The sequence below is a fragment of the Hyphomonas sediminis genome (assembly GCF_019679475.1).
GTDB classification, from domain to species: domain Bacteria; phylum Pseudomonadota; class Alphaproteobacteria; order Caulobacterales; family Hyphomonadaceae; genus Hyphomonas; species Hyphomonas sediminis.
Genome location: NZ_JAIEZP010000001.1, coordinates 1091379 through 1110228, shown reverse-complemented (window position 1 = coordinate 1110228; position 18850 = coordinate 1091379). Strand labels below are relative to the sequence as shown.

Sequence of the window (18850 nt, the reverse complement as noted above, 5' to 3'; positions counted from 1 at the left end):
GGCAGAAATCCGTTTTGTCCCGTTTCGCGTCGCGGTGCCGCACAGTGCGGGGTGGACGGGGCAACCACACCCATTTAAAGGGGCGCAAAGCTGTGAATTTGCTCGCCCGAGAGGAGAAATAAAGATGACCGTTCGTGTTGCAATCAACGGGTTCGGCCGCATTGGCCGTCTGGTTCTGCGCTCGATTATCGAGCACGGCCGTACCGACATTGAAGTCGTGGCCATTAACGATCTGGGCCCGGTTGAGACCAATGCGCACCTGCTGCGTTTTGACTCGATCCATGGTCGTTTCCCCGCAGACGTGACGGTCGACGGTGACAAGATTGTCATCAACGGCAAGCCGATCCTCGTGACCGCGATCCGCGACCCGAAAGACCTGCCCCACCGCGAACTCGACGTAGACATTGCGATGGAGTGCACCGGCATCTTCACCAGCAAGGACAAGGCTTCGGCTCACCTTGCTGCTGGCGCAAAGCGCGTGCTCGTCTCGGCCCCCGCTGACGGCGCAGACCTGACGGTCGTGTACGGCGTGAACCACGACAAGCTCAAGAAAGAGCACATGGTCGTCTCCAACGCCTCGTGCACCACGAACTGTCTCGCCCCGGTCGCCGCTGTCCTGCACAAGGCCGTCGGCATCGAAAAAGGCATGATGACGACCATCCATTCGTACACGAATGACCAGCCCTCGCTCGACCAGATGCACAAGGATCTCTACCGTGGCCGCGCCGCTGCGCTCTCGATGATCCCGACCTCGACCGGCGCTGCCAAGGCTGTCGGCCTCGTTCTGCCGGAACTCAAAGGCAAGCTCGACGGCATTTCCGTCCGCGTACCCACGCCGAACGTGTCGGTCGTCGACCTGAAATTCGTCGCCAAAAAGGCCACGACCGTCGAAGAAATCAACGCTGCCATCAAGGCAGCGGCTGACGCCGGCCCGTTGAAAGACATCCTCGGCTACACCGAAGTTCCGAACGTCTCGGTCGACTTCATCCACGACAACCGCTCTTCGATCTTCCACCTCGATCAGACCAAGGTGATGGATGGAAACTTCGTCTCCATCATGACCTGGTATGACAACGAGTGGGGCTTCTCGACCCGTATGGCCGACACCGCCATCGCGCTTGCGAAGCTGATCTGATCTGCCCTCCCCCGCCGCTCGCGCCTCCTGCGACTGGCGGGGGCGCCTGCGGCGGCACTTCAACATGGCTTCACGAGCCCTCCGTTCCGATGCGGAGGACAGCGGAGAATTGAAATGCCCTCGTTCAAACGTATCGCCGACGCAGGCAACCTCACTGGCAAGGTTGCGCTCGTTCGTGTCGACTTCAACGTCCCCATGGAAAATGGTCTGGTGACTGACGATACGCGCCTGCGGGCTGCCGTCGATACAGTTCAGTCCCTGCGCACAGCAGGCGCCAAGGTGGCCTTGCTCGCCCATTTCGGCCGCCCCAAGGGCGAGCGCGTTGCCGAAATGAGCCTGGCGCCCGTCGCCGGCGCATTCTCCAAGGTGCTCGGCGCCAATGTCAGCTTCATCGCAGACTGCAAGGGTGATCACGTCAAACAGGCCATTGCCGACCTGCCGCCCGCCGGCGTGATCCTCCTGGAAAACACCCGCTATTATAAAGGCGAGGAAAAAGGCGATCCCGAGCTGGCCAGGGAAATCGCTGCTCTTGGCGACATCTACGTCAACGACGCCTTCTCCGCCGCTCACCGCCGCCACGTTTCCACTGCGGTTCTGGCAGAGATCCTGCCTGCCTATGCAGGCGTGACGATGGAAGCCGAACTCGACGCACTCGACAAAGCCCTTGGCGCGCCCCAGCGCCCGGTGATGGCGATTGTCGGCGGCGCGAAGGTCTCTTCCAAGATCGACCTCCTGAAAAACCTCGTCTCGAAGGTGGACATGCTCGCCATTGGCGGCGGCATGGCCAACACTTTCCTCGCCGCAGATGGCGTCAATGTCGGCAAGTCGCTCTGTGAGCATGACCTGGCCCCGACTGTCCGCGAGATCCAGGCCGCTGCCAAGGCTGCCGGCTGCGAAATCCTTCTACCCAAGGATGTCGTCGTGACGAAGGAGTTCAAGGCGCATGCGGACAATCGCGTCTGCGGCCTGGGTGAAATCGGCGCCGATGAAATGGTGCTCGATGCCGGCCCGCAAACCATCGTATATCTCTCCGACGCCCTCGCCCGCGCGAAAACGGCGATCTGGAATGGCCCGCTGGGCGCCTTCGAGCTTCAGCCCTTCGACACGGCAACGGTGAAAGTCGCTGAAGCGGCCGCCAGCCTCGCCAAGAGCGGCAAGCTGATCGCGGTCGCCGGCGGCGGCGACACGGTCGCAGCCCTCAACCATGCCGGTGTCAGCGGCGATTTCACCTTCATCTCCACCGCCGGCGGCGCCTTCCTCGAATGGATGGAAGGCAAGGAACTGCCGGGCGTTGAGGCGCTCCTGAAATAGTTTCGGATGCGGCGCACTTCTTGCAAGGGGCGCCGCAACCAACTCACCAGCCCCATCACACAGATCAACACAAGCATTTACCGGGACAGACATGACAAACGCAGACATGGCAAAGCAGGTTGCCGAAAAGCCTGGCTTTATCGCAGCTCTTGACCAGTCGGGCGGCTCCACGCCGAAAGCCCTGCGCCTCTACGGCGTTCAGGAAGACGCCTACTCCAACGACGAGGAAATGTACGCCCTCATCCACCAGATGCGCGCCCGCATCATCAAATCGCCGGCCTTCACCGGTGAGAAAGTCGTCGGCGCAATCCTGTTCGAGCGCACGATGGATGGCGAGATCGACGGTATTCCGACCGCTGAATATCTCTGGACGAAGCGCAACGTTGTTCCCTTCCTGAAAGTCGACAAAGGCCTCGCCGACGAGAAAGACGGCGTGCAGCTGATGAAGCCGATGCCTGAGCTGGACGCCCTGCTCGAGCGCGCCGTTGCCAAAGGCATCTTCGGCACCAAGATGCGCTCGGTCATCAACGCCGCAAACGCCGAAGGCATTGCTGCTGTCGTCGCTCAGCAATTCGATGTCGGCCGCCAGATTCTCGGCCATGGCCTGATGCCGATCATCGAGCCGGAAGTGACCATCACCATCGCCGACAAGGCTGAAGCCGAAGAGATTCTCCTCGCTGAGATCCTGAAACAACTCGACGCCCTTGGCCATGACAAGCAGGTCATGCTGAAGCTGTCGCTGCCGACCAAAGCCAACCTCTACAAGCCGCTGGTCGACCATCCCCGCGTGATGCGCGTTGTCGCCCTGTCGGGTGGCTACAGCCGCGAAGAAGCCAACAACAAGCTCGCCGCGAACACGGGCATCATCGCCTCCTTCTCGCGCGCGCTGACCGAAGGTCTCTCCGCCCAGCAGGCTGACAGCGATTTTGATGCCGTGCTCGCCGACACGATCGACTGCATCTGCGAAGCTTCCAAGGCCGGCTGATCGCCTTTCCGCCGCCCCGCCTCTTGAGGGCGCGGAAGGAAGCCCCATTTCAGAAGGCGCAGCGGCCTGTCCGCTGCGCCTTTTTAATGCCTGAAGGAGCCGGCTGCCCGTGAAATGTCCCGTCGATGATGAAACCCTGGTCATGGCTGAGCGCAATGGCGTCGAGATCGACTATTGCCCGAAGTGCCGCGGCGTCTGGCTGGACCGCGGCGAACTCGACAAGATCATTGACCGCGCCGCTACCGTCATCCCCGCCCCGGCGCCACATCCAGAAGCCCACCGCCCGGAACACTACCGCGATGAAGACCGCAGCCATCGCTATGACGATGACGACGACTGGAAATACCGGAAAGGCAAGCGCCACAGGCGCGACAGCTTCCTGAGCGACCTGTTCGACTTCTGATCGCCCTTGCCGCGTGCGGTCGATGCACAACGGTACGTAAACTGAATTCTGGACTTCGCCCGGTTCGCGTAGCCATACTCCCCCAATGCCACGCGGGCATGACAGCCCGTTGCCAGGACAAGGGGACATGTCATGAACACCAGAAACAGCCTGCTTGCTTCAGCCGCCCTCGCCGGGTTCATCCTGCTGGGCGCCTGCGCCACCAGCACGCCCGCAACGGAGCTTGTGCCTGCCGCAGAAGAGCCCGCACTGCGTGAAACAGCGCTTCTGATGATCGCAGACATCGACACCAATCCGGCCTCGGCGGCCGAGTTTGCAGCCCGCTGCACGGGCGGCCTTGGCCTCAGTGAACGGATACTCACCGATCTGGAAGGGCGCGCTGGCAATGCGGGCATCGCAGACCTTCAGGATCTCGATCTGCTGAGCAATCTCGTCTACTCCGTCGGCCTGGGCGAAGCAGGCCTCATCGCCGAAACAAATCCGGATGCGGACATCCGATCCGCCGGAGAAACCTGCCAGCAGCAGGCGGCAAACCTGACAACCCGGATCGCCCTCTCCCGGCCCATCTATGACAGGCTCGCTTCAATCGATGCTTCCGCGTTGGATTCCCGCTCTGCATGGCTGCTGCAGCGCACATTACGCGACTACCGGCGCGCTGGCGTCGACGAGGATGACGCCACCCGTGAAAAGATTGTCGCCCTGAACGCGGAACTGACGGCAATCAGTACCGAGTTCAACCGAAACCTCCGGGAAATCCAGGGCTCCATCAAAGTCGCGCCCGAAGCCCTCGCCGGCATGCCGCAGGACTATATCGACGCCCACGCGCCCGGCGGCGATGGGCTCGTCACCCTCACCACGGACTATCCCGACACCCAACCAGTCTTCACCTATTCCCCGAATGATGAAATGAAGAAGGAGCTCGCCCGCGCAAACGGGCTGCGGGCATATCCGGAAAACGTTGCCCCGCTGCGCGGCCTGCTGGAGAAGCGCTATGAGCTGGCCAGCCTGCTCGGCTACCCGAACTACGCGGCCTATATCACCGAAGACAAGATGTCCGGCTCGCCGGAAACCGTGCGCACCTTCCTGAGCGAAGTGGAAGCTGCCGCCCGCAATGCATCGGAAATCGAGTTCGCCCGCCTGCTTGCCAAGAAGCATGAAACCGAGCCGGATGCCACAGCCATCGGAGACTGGAGCCGCGCCTATCTGGCTGAACAGATCCGCCAATCAGACTATGGCCTGAATTCTCAGGAAGTACGCCAGTATTTTGCCTACAATAATGTCCGTGAAGGGATATTCTCACTGGTAGAGGATCTGTTCGGCGTGGAAGTCCGCGACTGGACCGATGCGCCTGTCTGGCATGAAAGCGTCACGGCGCATGAGATGCTCAGGGACGGCGTTCTGATCGGGCGCTTCTTCCTCGACATGCATCCGCGCGAAGGCAAGTTCAAACACGCCGCCGCCTTCCCCGTCCGCCTTGGCCCGACAAGCGACGGCGTGCCCGTGGCCGCCCTCGTCTGCAACTTCCCCGCCGGGGATCATTCAACCGGGCTGATGGAGCATATCCAGGTTGAAACCTTCCTGCATGAATTCGGACACCTCATCCATGTCATGTTCTCCGGCCAGCCCGACTATGCCAGCCTGAACATGGGCACCATTGAATGGGATTTCATCGAGGCCCCGTCTCAGATGCTGGAGAACTGGGTTTGGGATTATGAAACCCTGTCGAAGTTCGCCGTTGATGCCGACGGCAACACGATCCCGCCCGAACTGGTGGCCAAGATGAACTCCGCCCGCAATTTCGGCAAAGGCGTGGGCACGCTTCGCCAGCTGGTCATCGCAAACACATCACTCGACTATTACGACCTGCCCCCATCGGAGGTGGATCTTCTCGGCGTGATGAAGGGCCATTCGGACCGCCTCAGCCCCTTCGAACAGGTGCCCGATGTTCATCCCTATGCCAGCATCGGCCATTTCGACGGCTATTCGGCGATCTACTACACCTATCAATGGTCGCTCGCGATCTCGACGGACCTCTTCTCCCAATTCCAGCAGAACGGCCTGCGTGACACGGAAACGGCAGCGCGGTATCGCGATCTTGTGCTGGCGCCCGGCTCGTCAAAACCGGCCGCTGAGCTGATCCACGACTTCCTAGGCCGCGACTGGTCGCCGGAAGCTTATGAACAGCTGCTGCTGAACGCAGCCAGCGACAAGGGAACGAAATAGGCCGCCATGCTTGAGATGCGCCCCAATTGTGAATGCTGTGACCGGGATCTTCCGCCCGATGAACCCGGCGCGTTCATCTGCTCCTTCGAATGCACCTTCTGCGACGAGTGCGCCGATGGTGAGCTTGACGGCGTGTGCCCCAATTGCCGGGGGGAGTTGGAGCCCCGGCCGATGCGCCGGGGGGCGGCACTGGCGAAAAATCCTGCCAGCGTCCAACGAGTGCCGAAGAAGGGCTGAAACGCCCCTCTCCCCGCTTTCAGCCTTCGGTGCCGGCGACTGGAACCGAAGGCGCAAACGGCGACTCGACGAGTTTCAGTGTCAGGCGCCGGGCAATTGGCGCCACGATCAGGATTGCCGGATAGGCCAGCATGAAAGCCAGCCCCCAGGAGTGCATCCAGCGGCTGGCGAAGTCTGCCGGAAAGCCGATATTGATCGCAGTGATCGCGCCGGACATGAGAAAGCTCATGAAAAACGCCATGAACAGGCCGAACAGAGGCTGAAAAAGGCGGACAGGCAGTTTCCTGGACATGAAGTCTCCGTTGAGATGTTAGTTCCTTTATGGAACTTTATGATAGTCTGACAAGAGGCCCACACCCTGCGTTGACTTCCCTCTCCGGCCACAGCACAGGCAGCTGCCATGACCGACAAAGCACCGCCTCGCGCCCGCACGCGCCTCTACCTCATCACCCCGCCACAGATTGCGGATATGCAGGCCTTCGGAAAGTCGCTGAAGGACGCCCTCGGCGCGGGCGATGTGGCCTCTTTGCAGCTGCGCCTCAAGGGCGCTGACGGCATGATAGATATGCAGGCCACAAGGGAAGTCGGTCTCGCCGTGACTGAGATGGCCCAGGAAGCGGGTGTCGCCGTGCTGATCAACGACTCGGCCGAGCTTGCCCGCGAGCTTGGCGCAGACGGCGTCCATGTCGGCTGGGACGACATGCCCGTCAAAGCGGCCCGCACTCTGCTCGGACCGGATGCGATCGTCGGCGCCACCGCCAAGAATTCCTATCACCGCGCCATGCAGGCAGGCGAAGACGGCGCTGACTATGTTGCCTTTGGCGCCTTCTATCCCACCACCACCAAGGAAGGCACCGTGCCTGCCGAGGCAGAGCTGCTCACCGTCTGGCAGGCCGCCATGCTGATCCCCTGCGTTGCCATTGGCGGCATTACGGTCGCCAATGCTGCTCCCCTGGTCACCGCCGGGGCAGATTTCCTGGCTGTGTCTTCCGGTGTCTGGGCGCATGAAGAAGGCCCTGCCACAGCGGTCAGGGCCTTCAACCAGATCTTCGATCAGCTTGCCGAAGCGCCTCGATAAAAGCGCGCCTCAGAAGGTCGTAGCTGTCGTCTTGCCGTTCTTGATCTCACGGACATCTTCCGCCATGCGGAAGAACAGCAGGTACAGCTCGCACATAAAGCGCCAGAACAGCACCGCCAGCACACCGCCGATGATCGAGCCGATCACCAGGCCAATGCCGCCGAAGAAGCTGTAGCTCACCATCGTTCCAAGGCCGCTGAGCACCCCGGCAATGATGCCCAGCGCGATGCCAAGCAGACCCAGATAATAAAGGATGGTGATCAGCTTGGTGCCGATCAGCTTGTCGAAGCCAATAAAGTAGTTGATCATGATTTCAGCCCTTTTCCATTCGTGGAAGTCCAGATTGAATTGAGTTGACCTCTACGGCAACCTCTCAGAAAGGCTGGCGGGTGATTATGCCCCCGCGCCTTGACCCTGAGGCTTCAAAGGCTTACGCCGCCCGCTCCCGCCCGAAATCCGTATCCGAGACGAGCCGTTCCCATGTCGAAACCCTCACCTGTTGGCACCGTCATGATCGCCGCAGCCCGCGCTGCCGGCCGTAGCCTCGCCCGCGATTTCGGTGAAGTCGAGAACCTGCAGGTCTCCCGCAAGGGCCCGGCAGACTTCGTCACCAATGCGGACATGCGCGCCGAAGAGATCATCTACACCAGCCTCACCAAGGCCCGCCCCGGCTATGGCTTCGTGATGGAAGAGCGCGGCATCGTCGAAGGCACTGACAAATCCAACAAATTCATCGTCGACCCGCTCGACGGCACGCTGAACTTCCTCCACGGCCAGCCCCACTATGCCGTCTCCATCGCCCTGGAGCGCGACGGCCAGTTGCTCACAGGCGTCGTGTTCGACGTTGCCAAGAACGAGATTTTCTGGGCCGAAACCGGCCGCGGCGCCTGGCTGGAACAGCGCAAGCTGCGCGTCGCCGCCCGCAAGAAGATGGGCGAAGCCGTCATCGCCACCGGCACGCCCTGGATGGGTCGCAGCGAGGAAAGCCACATCACCTTCGCTCGCGAAATGGCCGCCATGACGCCCGCCACCGCCGGCATCCGCCGCTATGGCTCTGCCGCGCTGGACCTCGCCTGGGTTGCCGCTGGCCGTTTCGACGGGTTCTGGGAACACGGCCTGAAGCCTTGGGATGTTGCCGCCGGCATGGTTCTGGTGCGCGAAGCAGGCGGCATCGTTGAGGAAATCAATGGTGGCGACGTGCTGAAAACCGGCGACATCGTGGCCGGCAATGAAGACATCCTCGCCGGCGTGAAGGAACAGCTGCGCCACGCCGCCTCCTTCGGCCGCGCCGCGAAGGTCTAGTCCCCGCTGCCCTCCCCCGGGCCGTTCAGGTCTGCCGGGTCCATGTCATAATCGATCAGCTCGCCCGGCTTGCAATCGAGCACATAGCACAGCCGCGCCAGCGTCTCGAACCGCATCCCCTTCACCTTGCCCGTGCGCAGCAGCGACAGCTGCGTCTCGCTGAGCCCGATCCGCGCGGCCACGTCCCGCGCGGTCATCTTCCGGCGCGCCAGCATCACATCAATCGTGACCTTCACTGGCATCAGATGAACTGCTCCAGCTCGAAGCGCAGCCGCTTGCCCGTCTCGGCCAACAGGTAGAGCGCAATCCCGATGAGACCGATGGTGATGGCGGCAATGTCGGTCGTGATCCGCACGCCGCGAAAGCCGATATCCATCCACACCGTCAAAGTCGGATGGATGAGGATCGCGGCCACCGCGCCAATCAGCAGGTTCTGCCCCACTTCCCTAAGGCTTTTCACCATCGCCGCGCCAAACTCCTCGTCCTCAGCGGACTTGCTGAAAAACGCGCCCAGCGCCCACAACGCGCAGAGATAAAAGCCAGGCGCCAGGATCGAGACCCAGAAGCCGAAGATCGCGCCAAGATTTGCCCAGAGGTCGCCCATAGTGAAATCGAGGCTGCGAAGCTCGCCGGATTTGTCGCTGATCAGCGCCAGTGTCAGGACAACAACCAGCACTTTGGTGCCAAGGCCAATCCGGCCACGCAATTTAGGGGACAAGTTCATCGATACACCCATTGTTCCAACTAAGACCTAAATAATTTTAGGTCTTACTTAAATCAATGGGCATTTTTCAAACCTATTGGCACGGCAAATGCCAGCCGACTCAAGGTGACGCGCGCGTCACGTATTTCCATTCAGCCAAATTCGCGTAGTCTGCCGCCCATGACCCAGCTCGACACAGACGTTCTCATCATCGGCGCCGGCCTTTCGGGCATTGGCGCAGCCGTTCATCTTGGCAAGCATTGCCCCAGCAAGCGCTACCGCATCTATGAAGCGCGCGAAGGCATCGGCGGCACATGGGATCTCTTCCGCTATCCGGGCATCCGCTCGGATTCGGACATGCACACGCTGGGCTACAATTTCAAACCCTGGACAGAAGCCAAGGCGATCGCCGACGGCCCTTCGATCCGGAAATATGTGAACCAGACGGCAGACCAATACGGCATCCGCCAGCATATCCATTTCAGCACCCGGATCGTCGCGGCCGACTGGTCGGACGCCGACCAGATGTGGACGGTCACGACCGAGAACGTGAAAACCGGCGCTCAGGAACAAACCACCTGCCGCTTCCTGTTCATGTGCGGCGGCTATTATCGCTACGATGAGGGCTACCGCCCCGATTTCCCGAATGAACAAGCCTTCAGTGGCCAGATCATCCACCCGCAGCACTGGCCGGAAGATCTCGACTATTCGGGCAAGAAAGTCGTCGTCATCGGCTCGGGCGCCACAGCGATGACGCTGGTGCCGTCGATGGCCGACAAGGCCGCCCATGTTACCATGCTGCAGCGCTCGCCTACCTATGTCGTCTCCCGCCCGGCGGTCGACAAGATGGCAAATTTCCTGCGCTCCATCCTGCCCGACCAATGGGCCTACAACCTGATCCGTTGGCGCAACGTCGCCTTCCAGCAATTCTTCTTCGGCCAGACGAGAAAGAACCCGCAAAAGGCGCGCGAGCGCCTGCTCGGCATGGTGCGCGAGGAGCTGGGGCCGGATTATGACGTGGAGAAACACTTCACGCCCACTTATAATCCGTGGGAACAGCGCCTCTGCCTCGTTCCGGATTCGGATCTCTTCAAAGTCCTGAAATCGGGCAAGGCCAGCGTCGAGACAGACCATATCGAGCGCTTCACGGAAAAAGGCATCCTGCTCAAATCGGGCACGGAGCTGGAAGCCGACATCATCGTCACCGCCACCGGCCTGAACCTCGTCTTCATGAACGGCGTCAATGTCAGCCTGGATGGCGCAAAGGTCGATCCCGGCCGTCTGCTGAATTATAAAGGCGTCATGCTGTCGAACGTGCCGAATATGGCCGTCACCTTCGGCTACACGAACGCCTCCTGGACCCTGAAGGCAGACCTGACGAGCGAATATGTCTGCCGCCTGCTGAACCTGATGGACCAGAAGGGCGCGACCTCGGCCATGCCCTATCTCGCCGCCTTCCCGAATGAGACAGAGCCCTTCGTGGACTTCTCTTCGGGCTATTTCCAGCGCGTGATGGACCAGTTCCCCCGCCAACACACCGAGGCCCCGTGGAAGCTCCATCAGAGCTACTTCACCGACAAGAAAAACCTCCGGGAACTGCCAATCGAAGACGGCGTCATCCAGTTCCACGTCCCGGCCAAGGCCGCCGCGGCAAAACCCGCCCTACAAGCCGCCGAGTAGGTTCGCAAAATCGCGAGCAGGTGTTGGACAGGCAAAGCCCTGTCCAACACCCTGCACCCCTCCGTCCGTCTTCCCGGAACTTGCGAGAGCAAATGTCCGGGCCCCAGAAAGTCCCGCAAACAAGGCTCTCCCTGGATCCCGGTCTTCGCCTGCGGCGAAACCGGGAAGACGGCCTGTTGCGTTCGCGGTACACCTTATCCGCCCGGCTTCCCGTCTCCCCATCCTCGCGGTCATGTTCGATCACATGCCCCGCCCGGAACTCTGGACCCGCATCGCCGCCGTGCTCGGCGCCCTGCGCCAGCTCCTGCGCAGGGTGGTGCCCGAACACTTCACCGGCATCGCCAGCGAGGCCCGCGCGCATCTTGCCGCCGCTGCCGCCCTCATCCGTCGCTACATCCATGTCCTCGCCGCAGAGATCATGCTTCCGGATCGCGCCGTTGGCGTTTCCGCAAAAAACTCCAACGAAACTCCAGGGAAACTCCAAGCGCGCCGCGACCCGCTTTTCCGCCTCATCGAAGAAGCCTGCGCGCCTTCGAGGTCATCGAAATCCGAAACCGCAGACCCGCCCTTCCTCCAATGGGCGATGATGCTGGAGGCCGCGCGCCGCCTCGCCCTCGTGCTCAATGATCCCGAGAAACATGCCAAACGCCTCGCCCGTCTCCTCCGCAGGCGGAAAGGCGCAAGCCTGAAAGACATTCCCGTCCCGGCCCACATCCTCCGCCGCCTCGCGCCATGGACCGACGCGCTGATCCTGCGCCTCGATGAAGAAGCGCGGCCAAAGGCTTGGGCGGGGCTCAACAGTTCCTAGCCCCCCTCCGCTTCACTGACGCTCAGCACCTCCCCCGCTTCGCAGGGGAGGATGAAGGTGCTGGACTATACGCCTCGTCACCCTCGATGGCCAAAGGCCATCTGAGGGCCCAGCTTCAGACCGTGAAGCAGGCGCAGAGAGAAGGATCAGGAGATGGGCCCTCAGATGCGCTCCCGCGCATCGAGGGTGACAAACGCAAGAAGACACCAAATGAAGACCATAGCCCTCCCCTCGCCTACAGATTAGACTCACTCCCTCAAGACAAAGGAGGTCTCTCATGTGGCTCTGGCTTCTCTGGTGGTGTGTCGACGATCATCTGGCCGCAGCGCTGGAAACGCCCGGCCTCGGCAATCTGCCCATCTGGGTGCCGCTGATCCTGTCGCTGGCTTTCTCGGTCACGCTGGACGGCGCCTTCAAGCGGGATCGCAAGAAGGCCTGACGCCTTTCAGCCTTCCGCAAACTGAAGGTCTGCCAGCCGGGCATAAAGGCCGCCTTGTGCCACCAGGCTTTCATGCGTGCCCTCTTCCACGATCCGGCCGTGTTCCATCACGATAATCCGGTCGGCCCGGCGGACGGTGGACAGGCGGTGGGCAATCACCAGTGTCGTGCGCCCGGTCGCCGCATTCTCGATCGCCCGGCGCACGGCGGCCTCGCTTTCGGAATCGAGCGCTGAGGTCGCCTCGTCCAGCAGCAGCACCGGCGCGTTGCGCACCAGCGCGCGCGCCAGCGCAATCCGCTGGCGCTGCCCGCCTGAAAGGCTGCGCCCCTTCTGGCCTAGTTCCGTCGCGAGTCCTTCCTTCTCATTGAGAAAGCCCATGGCCTCGGCCATCCGCGCCGCCTGCTCCAGAACAGCATCGTCCGCCGACGCATCGCCGAAACGGATATTTTCCGCGGCCGTTCCGGTAAACAGCGCCGCTTCCTGCGGCGCATAGGCAAACCGCCTCCGCCAATCGCCTGGCTCAGCCTCGGTCGAACCAATCCCGTCCAGCCGGATATCGCCCGCCTGCGGATCAAACAGGCGCAGCGCCAGCCGGAACACGGTCGTCTTGCCCGCCCCGCTGGGGCCGACCAGCGCCACGAACTCGCCGGGCTTCACATCCAGCGAAAAGCTCTCAAGCGCCGAAGTCGAAGCCTCGCCATACCGAAAGGAAACATTGTCAAACCGCAACGCGCCGTCACCCTTCTCCGGCATCGCCTTGGGCCTCGCCGGCGCCGCAATCTCCGGCACGGCGCGCAGCACTTCGGCAGCCCGGTCTGCCGCGCCTGCCGCGCGCATCACTTCGCCGTAAACTTCCGCCAGCATGCCAAAACCCGAACCGGCATACGCGGCATACATCACCATCGCCGCCAGGTCGCCGAAACTCATCTCCCCGGTGGCAACCGCCCGCGCGCCCATCCACAGCACGCCGGTAAAGCCGCCGAACAGAAGCACCGATACCAGCACGATCATGATCGCCCGCGCGCCCGTCCGGCGCATGGCGGCCGCAAAGGTCGCCTCGATCGCCGTCTGGAATGCCGAAAGCTGCCCGCGCTCACGCCCATAAGCCTGCACCAGCTCGATGGCGTCCAGCGTCTCAGCCGCTTCGGCGCCGGCATCGGCCAGGCGCGATTGGGCCACATTGGACATCCGCCGGATGACCCGCCCGATGCCCATCACCGGCAGAATGGCGATCGGCAGCATCGCCAGCAGGGTCAGGCCAAGTTTCCAGTTCACCGCCAGCATCATGCCCAGCGCGCCGGTCGTCGTGATCAGCGTCCGGGCCGCCAGCGAGGCGGAAGAGCCCAGAAACGTCTCGATCAGCGTCACATCCGCCGTCAGCCGCGATACCGCCTCACCCGAACGCATGTTTGCGTGGTAGGCCGGGGAAAGCTTCAGCAGGTGAGAATAAAGATCCCGCCGCAGGTCGGCGGCGATACGTTCGCCAAACCGCGACACAAAATAGAAGCGGATCGCGCCCAGAACGCCGGAACCGACGGCAGCGGCAAACACCCACAGAAACGCCTGGTCAATCAGCGCCTTGAGGCGCGCAGGGTCTTGCCCAGCCTTCTGCCCCGCATCTGCGGCCATTCCCAGCAGCATCGGGATCATCAGGCTGACAGCGGCGGCGGCCACAAGGAACAGCAGCGCGACCGAAACCGTGATCCAATGCTTGCGCACATAAGGCCACAAGAGCGCCAGCGGCTTCAGGCTGCGTGCCTTTGGGCGGCTCATCGCCTCCCCGCCTTCCGGCAGGGTGGTGCGACGATCGTCAACGATATTGGCGCTGGAATCGGCCATATGCCCGGCATTTCTCCCTGTTTGGTCCGACTGTTGCCGAATCCCTGTCAGCGCCCCTTGCGGGGGCCGGGCCTTTCCCTTATACGGCCCTCTTCGAATTCCGGCTGAGACATGCCAGCGCACCCGAATGCGTCAACCCATTATGACACGGCACATGAGAGAGAGGCCCAGTCCATGAAGAAAGAAGGGCATCCCGACTACCACTTCATCACCGTGGTGATGACGGACGGCACCGAGTACCAGACCCGCTCCACCTGGGGCAAAGAGGGTGACCGCATGGTTCTCGACATCGACCCGAAAGTGCACCCGGCCTGGACCGGCGGCGAAGGCAAGAGCCTTGACCGCGGCGGCCGCGTTTCGCGCTTCAAAGACAAGTTCAAAGGCTTCGTGTAAGGCTTCTCGCCTTAACGCGATGCGTTGCGTGAAAAACCCCGGTCTTCGGACCGGGGTTTTTTCGTTCCGCAGCCTTTCAGCGGCGCATTTTCAAGGCAAGCGCCATGAACGGAACGGTCAGCTCCACCAGCGCCCGCTCAATCGGACCTCTGGCAAACTTGCGGAAATATCGTGCCAGGCTCTTCGCCTTGTGGCCTCGCACAAAGTCAGACGGCGCGTTCGATGTGGAAGTATAATGCAATGCTCCAGCCGCTGGCTGGTAAATCACTGCGCCACCTGCATCGATGGCGCGCCGGCAGAGGTCCACATCCTCGACATGCAGAAAGTAACCTTCGTCGAAACCGCCCAAGGTTTCAAAGTCTGCCCGCCGCATCAGGAAGAACGCGCCGGAAATCGCCCCAACCCTGATCGGTCCCGAGGGCGGCGGATCTGTCTCCAATGTCCAGCGCGAAAGCCCCAGAGCAGTTGCCAGCGTCAGCGTATTGCGCCGCGCGCCGCGCTGCTCAATGCCGTCGACCCCAAAGATACGCCCGCCAACAATGGCCGGTGCAGGCGCGCCGCCTAGCGCGTCAGAAAGCTGCCGAACTGAACCACGCCGCAACACGCAGTCCGGATTGATAACCAGCAGCAGCTCCGCGTCGGTCTCTTCAGCAGCGCGGTTCACGCCAGCGCCAAATCCGGGATTTGGCAAGCACAGAAGCTTCACCCTGCCCTGGGCGGCGTCCGCAAACGCCTTCAGCCATGCCTGCACTGCCGCTGGGTTGCCATTGTCCGCAATGATGATCTCCGAAACCGTCGGTTCGGCCTTCAGAGCGTAGAGACATTCAAGAAGGCGCGGGCCGGTGTGATAGGTGACCACCAACGCCGCCACACGGTCAGTCATGCTGTCTCCGCGACCGGTCCAGCAGGATCAGCATGGCAGCAGAAAGAGCCAGACCAGACCAGAACGCTTCATTCCAGACGCTGTAGGAAAAGTTGAAGATACTGAACACCGCGCCCGCCATTCCGGCGATGGCGTAACGCGTCGCAGGCGAGAAATCTGCCGGCCGCGGCAACCGGAAACCGAACGTCATTACAGCGAAGGCGGCCAGCATTGCGCCGATCAGACCGGTTTCCGCCCAGATCTGCAAAGGCATATTGTGCGGATGGCCTGGCACGACAGGATATAGGGCCCAAGTTTCAGGGAACTTCGCAGCAAGAGCGGGAAAATCCGAATAACTGTCTCGCCAAGTTCGGCTCGCCATGAGGCCATGGCCGACATAGGGCGACTCACCGACCCGCGACATGACAAGTTCCCAGGCCGCAACACGGGAACGAAATGAGGCGGGAAGATACGCGTCGATGCTCGACAGCCCCCGGATGATAAGGCTCATCACAAGCGGCGCGGCAGCTATGTTCGCCCCGATAAGGCCGAACAACCAGCGGAAGCCAAGATTTGGCAGGAAGCGGACCAGCATGACCGCTCCAATCATTCCGACGATGGCAAAGACGGTTGAGTGATTGTCCATCATCAGCGCTGCCAGCAGTGTCAACAGCACAAGACTGCAGGCCGCAAGAATGCCCCGCCGGTCTCCCTGTGCACCGAGCGCAGCCGCCAGAATTGGCAAAACAACCGCGAATGCGTTCGTGTTGCGCCCAACATTCTGCACACCATCCGCAATATTCGGGTCAGTGCCATAGATGAGCGCGAGAACCGGCCCGGCAGCAACCGCCGAAAGGAACACGAGCACGCCCTGCACAATCAGTGCGCCATAAATCCAGCGACGTGTGCGCGGGGTCAGCTGCGAGCGCAACGCACCGGCAAGTGTCAGCATCGCAAAAAGCGCCGTGAGAACGACGATCACGCTGCGCGCCTTGATCGCGAAATTGCCCTCAAGCAAATTGCCGCTGAACAGGCCTTTCGAAGCAGGAGACCAAAGCTCGCTGATCGCCGCCCATCCTACAAAGGCAATCGCAAACAGGCAGTAGACCGGCGGCGGCATGCGGGGGCGCGCCAACAACAGCGCGGCAATACCCGTCAGGCCCAGAAGCGGCGCAAAGCCCAGCGTGCCCAGGACGGCAAGAAGCGGCCAGAGCAGCAGCAGTCCGGCAAAGACGGGTCCGTATGCCATGCCACTTACTCTGGCCAATCCCGGCGGGCTTGTCATCTCAGACTAGCTGCGGGCACGCTTCAGGTCTGGCGGAAGGGCTTCATCCACCAGCTGCTGCTTGGCGTCGTCGAGCAAGATGATCTGTTGCCCATTCGAGCCAAGCCGGCGAAGCGCCAGCTTGCGTTCTTCTGCTTCACGCGCGCCAACCACGGCGATCACGGGAACCTTCTGCAGGGAATGTTCGCGGACCTTGTAGTTGATCGTCTCATTGCGGCGGTCGACCTCAGCGCGGAGGCCGATGCTGCGCAGCTCAGCAGCCACCTCTTCAGCATACTCGCCGGCAGCATCATCCGAAATCGCGGCCACGACGACCTGCACCGGCGCCAGCCAGAGCGGGAACGCGCCGGCAAACTCCTCGATCAGGATACCAATGAACCGCTCCATCGATCCGAGGATCGCGCGGTGCAGCATGACGGGGCGCTGTTTGGAGCCGTCAGACGCCGTATACTCCGCCCCCAGACGCTCGGGTAGCACATAGTCGAGCTGCAGCGTGCCGCATTGCCAGACGCGGCCGATGGCATCTGTCAGCTGGAATTCCAGTTTCGGACCATAGAAGGCGCCTTCGCCGGGAAGGATCTCGCAAGGCAGGCCCGCCGCATCGACGGCATCCTTCAGGCCTTTCTCTGCCCGGTCCCAAGTGGCGTCGTCGCCCGCGCGCACATCCGGCCGCGTGGAGAGTTTTACGGCGATGCTCTCGAAGCCAAAATCGCGATACACGCTTTCCAGCAGGCGGCAGAACCGGATCGACTCTTCGACGATCTGATCTTCGCGGCAGAAGATGTGGGCATCATCCTGCGTGAACTGACGAACCCGCATGATGCCATGAATGGCGCCGTGCGGCTCGTTGCGGTGGCAGCAGCCAAACTCGGCAAGGCGCAGCGGCAGGTCGCGATAGGATTTCTGGCCGGACTTGAACACCTCGACATGGGCCGGGCAGTTCATCGGTTTCAGGGCCATCAGGCGGGCGTCTTCGGGCACGGAGATTTCCACGCCTTCATCCCCTTCCGGAATGAAATCGGGAACGATGAACATGTTTTCGCGATACTTGCCCCAGTGGCCGGATTTCTCCCACTGGACCGAATCCATCAGCTGCGGCGTCTTGATTTCCTCATAGCCCGACGCATCGAGGCGGCGGCGCATATAGGCTTCGATCTGGCGCCAGATCTGGAAACCATTGGGATGCCAGAAGACAGAGCCGGCAGCGGCGATGCCGTCGAGATGGAACAGGTCCAGTTGCGCGCCCAGCTTGCGATGGTCGCGCTTCTCGGCCTCTTCAAGACGGTGAAGGTGCGCCTTGAGATCTTTCTCATTCGCCCAGGCCGTGCCGTACATCCGCTGCAGCATTTCGTTGCGATGATCGCCGCGCCAGTAGGCACCGGCGAGCTTCATCAGCTTGAACGCCTTGGGCAGTTTGCCCGTGGACGGAAGATGTGGACCGCGGCAGAGATCATACCAGTCGCCCTGGCGATACACCGTGATGGCCTCGCCCGGAGGAATGATGTCGTCGATGATCTGGGCCTTGTAGTCCTCGCCGATCGACTTGAACGTCTCGATGGCCTGCTCTTTCTGCCAGACCTCACGGATGATCGGATAATCAGCGTCGACGATCTCACGCATCTTGGCTTCGATCTTTTCGAAGTCTTCCGTGGAGAACGGCTCCTTGCGGGCAAAGTCATAATAGAAGCCATCGTCAATGACGGGGCCGATCGTCACCTGGGCGTCTGGGTACAGCTCCTGGACCGCCTGGGCGAGAACGTGGGCGGCGTCATGGCGGATCAGCTCAAGGCCTTCGGGGTCGCGGTCCGTGATGATGGCCACTTCGGCATCACCATCGAGCGGGCGGACGAGATCCCACATCTGGCCATCCACCTTGGCGGCAAGTGCCTTCTTGGCGAGGGATTTGGAGATCGACTCGGCAACGTCCAGCGGCGAGGCGCCATCCTGGTATTCGCGTTTCGAGCCATCGGGCAGCGTAACTTGGATCATGGGTCTATGTTTCTTTGGCGGGCTGCGGAACGGCATGTTCCCGCAGGGAAAATCTGGGAATCCGGCTAAGGTTCTGGCGGGCCGTGATTAACGCGGCTTTACCGGAAATCCTACCCCGTTTTCAGGGGCAGCCGGGTCGGCTTACTTGTGCGGGTGCATGAACGGAGCGCGCGATGCA

The 18850-nt window shown here is 61.8% G+C and carries 20 protein-coding genes; 12 read left to right on the top strand and 8 right to left on the bottom strand.

Features of this window, described 5'->3' with window-relative positions; all coding sequences use genetic code 11:
- The first annotated feature begins 124 nt into the window (after positions 1-124).
- The 6 genes from gap to K1X12_RS05685 all read left to right on the top strand — a co-directional run bounded on the left by gap (position 125) and on the right by K1X12_RS05685 (position 6294).
- Positions 125-1135: a type I glyceraldehyde-3-phosphate dehydrogenase gene (gap, locus tag K1X12_RS05710; protein WP_220986660.1), complete on the top strand. Its 1011-nt coding sequence runs from the start codon at positions 125-127 to the stop codon at positions 1133-1135.
- Between the two features lie 114 nt (positions 1136-1249).
- Positions 1250-2446 (top strand): phosphoglycerate kinase, encoded by a 1197-nt coding sequence (locus tag K1X12_RS05705; protein WP_220986659.1) that lies wholly within the window; start codon positions 1250-1252, stop codon positions 2444-2446.
- 91 nt (positions 2447-2537) lie between these two features.
- Positions 2538-3431, top strand: coding sequence for a fructose bisphosphate aldolase (locus K1X12_RS05700; protein ID WP_220986658.1), 894 nt, complete (start codon positions 2538-2540; stop codon positions 3429-3431).
- Between the two features lie 109 nt (positions 3432-3540).
- Positions 3541-3834, top strand: a complete 294-nt coding sequence (locus tag K1X12_RS05695; protein WP_220986657.1) for a TFIIB-type zinc ribbon-containing protein — start codon at positions 3541-3543, stop codon at positions 3832-3834.
- A 132-nt stretch (positions 3835-3966) separates the two neighbouring features.
- Positions 3967-6057, top strand: coding sequence for a M3 family metallopeptidase (locus tag K1X12_RS05690; protein ID WP_220986656.1), 2091 nt, complete (start codon positions 3967-3969; stop codon positions 6055-6057).
- Positions 6058-6063: 6 nt separating this feature from the next.
- Entirely contained in the window at positions 6064-6294 is a 231-nt protein-coding gene (locus tag K1X12_RS05685; RefSeq protein ID WP_220986655.1) for a DUF1272 domain-containing protein, read from the top strand.
- Between the two features lie 19 nt (positions 6295-6313).
- On the opposite strand, the gene K1X12_RS05680 is transcribed toward K1X12_RS05685, so the two are convergent.
- Complete coding sequence (locus K1X12_RS05680; protein ID WP_220986654.1) at positions 6314-6586, bottom strand: DUF2798 domain-containing protein; 273 nt, start codon at positions 6584-6586, stop codon at positions 6314-6316.
- A 108-nt stretch (positions 6587-6694) separates the two neighbouring features.
- Between K1X12_RS05680 and thiE the strand changes: the two genes are divergently transcribed.
- Positions 6695-7372, top strand: a complete 678-nt coding sequence (gene thiE, locus K1X12_RS05675) for a thiamine phosphate synthase (RefSeq protein ID WP_220986653.1) — start codon at positions 6695-6697, stop codon at positions 7370-7372.
- Positions 7373-7381: 9 nt separating this feature from the next.
- Here the strand turns inward: thiE and K1X12_RS05670 are convergent, their stop codons facing one another.
- Positions 7382-7681 carry a DUF4282 domain-containing protein gene (locus K1X12_RS05670; protein WP_220986652.1) on the bottom strand — a complete coding sequence of 100 codons (300 nt, stop codon included), beginning with the start codon at positions 7679-7681 and terminating at the stop codon, positions 7382-7384.
- 171 nt (positions 7682-7852) lie between these two features.
- On the opposite strand from K1X12_RS05670, the gene K1X12_RS05665 reads away from it, so the two are divergent.
- A complete protein-coding gene (locus K1X12_RS05665; protein ID WP_220986651.1) occupies positions 7853-8674 on the top strand; it encodes an inositol monophosphatase family protein in 822 nt (273 codons plus the stop codon).
- Here K1X12_RS05665 and K1X12_RS05660 read toward each other — a convergent pair.
- The gene (locus tag K1X12_RS05660) at positions 8671-8916 is read right to left on the bottom strand and encodes a helix-turn-helix domain-containing protein (protein WP_220986650.1); all 246 of its coding nucleotides are present in this window, start codon (positions 8914-8916) and stop codon (positions 8671-8673) included. The two genes, K1X12_RS05665 and K1X12_RS05660, sit on opposite strands and share 4 nt — an antisense overlap.
- Positions 8916-9398 carry a hypothetical protein gene (locus K1X12_RS05655; protein WP_220986649.1) on the bottom strand — a complete coding sequence of 161 codons (483 nt, stop codon included), beginning with the start codon at positions 9396-9398 and terminating at the stop codon, positions 8916-8918. Before K1X12_RS05655 ends, K1X12_RS05660 begins: the two co-directional genes overlap by 1 nt.
- Before the next feature lie 159 nt (positions 9399-9557).
- Here K1X12_RS05655 and K1X12_RS05650 point away from each other — a divergent pair, with 159 nt between their 5' ends.
- From K1X12_RS05650 to K1X12_RS05640, 3 genes are all read left to right on the top strand, one after another.
- A complete protein-coding gene (locus K1X12_RS05650; RefSeq protein WP_220986648.1) occupies positions 9558-11057 on the top strand; it encodes a flavin-containing monooxygenase in 1500 nt (499 codons plus the stop codon).
- 244 nt (positions 11058-11301) lie between these two features.
- Positions 11302-11865 carry a hypothetical protein gene (locus tag K1X12_RS05645; RefSeq protein WP_220986647.1) on the top strand — a complete coding sequence of 188 codons (564 nt, stop codon included), beginning with the start codon at positions 11302-11304 and terminating at the stop codon, positions 11863-11865.
- A gap of 277 nt (positions 11866-12142) precedes the next feature.
- Complete coding sequence (locus K1X12_RS05640; protein ID WP_220986646.1) at positions 12143-12304, top strand: hypothetical protein; 162 nt, start codon at positions 12143-12145, stop codon at positions 12302-12304.
- A 6-nt stretch (positions 12305-12310) separates the two neighbouring features.
- On the opposite strand, the gene K1X12_RS05635 is transcribed toward K1X12_RS05640, so the two are convergent.
- Positions 12311-14143, bottom strand: coding sequence for an ABC transporter transmembrane domain-containing protein (locus K1X12_RS05635; RefSeq protein ID WP_220986645.1), 1833 nt, complete (start codon positions 14141-14143; stop codon positions 12311-12313).
- A gap of 174 nt (positions 14144-14317) precedes the next feature.
- Here K1X12_RS05635 and rpmE point away from each other — a divergent pair, with 174 nt between their 5' ends.
- Positions 14318-14536, top strand: coding sequence for a 50S ribosomal protein L31 (gene rpmE / locus K1X12_RS05630; protein ID WP_011648164.1), 219 nt, complete (start codon positions 14318-14320; stop codon positions 14534-14536).
- Positions 14537-14612: 76 nt separating this feature from the next.
- Here the strand turns inward: rpmE and K1X12_RS05625 are convergent, their stop codons facing one another.
- Genes K1X12_RS05625 through thrS form a run of 3 tightly spaced genes read right to left on the bottom strand, consistent with a single transcriptional unit; the run spans position 14613 to position 18672 of the window.
- Complete coding sequence (locus tag K1X12_RS05625; RefSeq protein WP_220986644.1) at positions 14613-15419, bottom strand: glycosyltransferase family 2 protein; 807 nt, start codon at positions 15417-15419, stop codon at positions 14613-14615.
- On the bottom strand, positions 15412-16647 hold the full coding sequence (locus K1X12_RS05620; protein WP_220986643.1) for an O-antigen ligase family protein: 1236 nt from the start codon (positions 16645-16647) through the stop codon (positions 15412-15414). Before K1X12_RS05620 ends, K1X12_RS05625 begins: the two co-directional genes overlap by 8 nt.
- Before the next feature lie 42 nt (positions 16648-16689).
- A complete protein-coding gene (gene thrS / locus K1X12_RS05615) occupies positions 16690-18672 on the bottom strand; it encodes a threonine--tRNA ligase (protein ID WP_220986642.1) in 1983 nt (660 codons plus the stop codon).
- Positions 18673-18850: the final 178 nt, after the last annotated feature.

Excerpts from the sequence above, each read along its gene's own strand:
- K1X12_RS05685 (WP_220986655.1), top strand. The coding sequence starts at position 6,064 with ATGCTTGAGATGCGCCCCAATTGTGAATGCTGTGACCGGGATCTTCCG.
- K1X12_RS05700 (WP_220986658.1), top strand. The coding sequence starts at position 2,538 with ATGACAAACGCAGACATGGCAAAGCAGGTTGCCGAAAAGCCTGGCTTT.
- K1X12_RS05690 (WP_220986656.1), top strand. The coding sequence starts at position 3,967 with ATGAACACCAGAAACAGCCTGCTTGCTTCAGCCGCCCTCGCCGGGTTC.
- gap (WP_220986660.1), top strand. The coding sequence starts at position 125 with ATGACCGTTCGTGTTGCAATCAACGGGTTCGGCCGCATTGGCCGTCTG.
- K1X12_RS05655 (WP_220986649.1), bottom strand. The coding sequence starts at position 9,398 with ATGAACTTGTCCCCTAAATTGCGTGGCCGGATTGGCCTTGGCACCAAA.
- K1X12_RS05645 (WP_220986647.1), top strand. The coding sequence starts at position 11,302 with ATGCCCCGCCCGGAACTCTGGACCCGCATCGCCGCCGTGCTCGGCGCC.
- K1X12_RS05620 (WP_220986643.1), bottom strand. The coding sequence starts at position 16,647 with ATGGCATACGGACCCGTCTTTGCCGGACTGCTGCTGCTCTGGCCGCTT.
- K1X12_RS05635 (WP_220986645.1), bottom strand. The coding sequence starts at position 14,143 with ATGGCCGATTCCAGCGCCAATATCGTTGACGATCGTCGCACCACCCTG.
- K1X12_RS05650 (WP_220986648.1), top strand. The coding sequence starts at position 9,558 with ATGACCCAGCTCGACACAGACGTTCTCATCATCGGCGCCGGCCTTTCG.
- thiE (WP_220986653.1), top strand. The coding sequence starts at position 6,695 with ATGACCGACAAAGCACCGCCTCGCGCCCGCACGCGCCTCTACCTCATC.
- thrS (WP_220986642.1), bottom strand. The coding sequence starts at position 18,672 with ATGATCCAAGTTACGCTGCCCGATGGCTCGAAACGCGAATACCAGGAT.
- K1X12_RS05665 (WP_220986651.1), top strand. The coding sequence starts at position 7,853 with ATGTCGAAACCCTCACCTGTTGGCACCGTCATGATCGCCGCAGCCCGC.
- rpmE (WP_011648164.1), top strand. The coding sequence starts at position 14,318 with ATGAAGAAAGAAGGGCATCCCGACTACCACTTCATCACCGTGGTGATG.
- K1X12_RS05660 (WP_220986650.1), bottom strand. The coding sequence starts at position 8,916 with ATGCCAGTGAAGGTCACGATTGATGTGATGCTGGCGCGCCGGAAGATG.
- K1X12_RS05705 (WP_220986659.1), top strand. The coding sequence starts at position 1,250 with ATGCCCTCGTTCAAACGTATCGCCGACGCAGGCAACCTCACTGGCAAG.
- K1X12_RS05670 (WP_220986652.1), bottom strand. The coding sequence starts at position 7,681 with ATGATCAACTACTTTATTGGCTTCGACAAGCTGATCGGCACCAAGCTG.
- K1X12_RS05680 (WP_220986654.1), bottom strand. The coding sequence starts at position 6,586 with ATGTCCAGGAAACTGCCTGTCCGCCTTTTTCAGCCTCTGTTCGGCCTG.
- K1X12_RS05625 (WP_220986644.1), bottom strand. The coding sequence starts at position 15,419 with ATGACTGACCGTGTGGCGGCGTTGGTGGTCACCTATCACACCGGCCCG.
- K1X12_RS05640 (WP_220986646.1), top strand. The coding sequence starts at position 12,143 with ATGTGGCTCTGGCTTCTCTGGTGGTGTGTCGACGATCATCTGGCCGCA.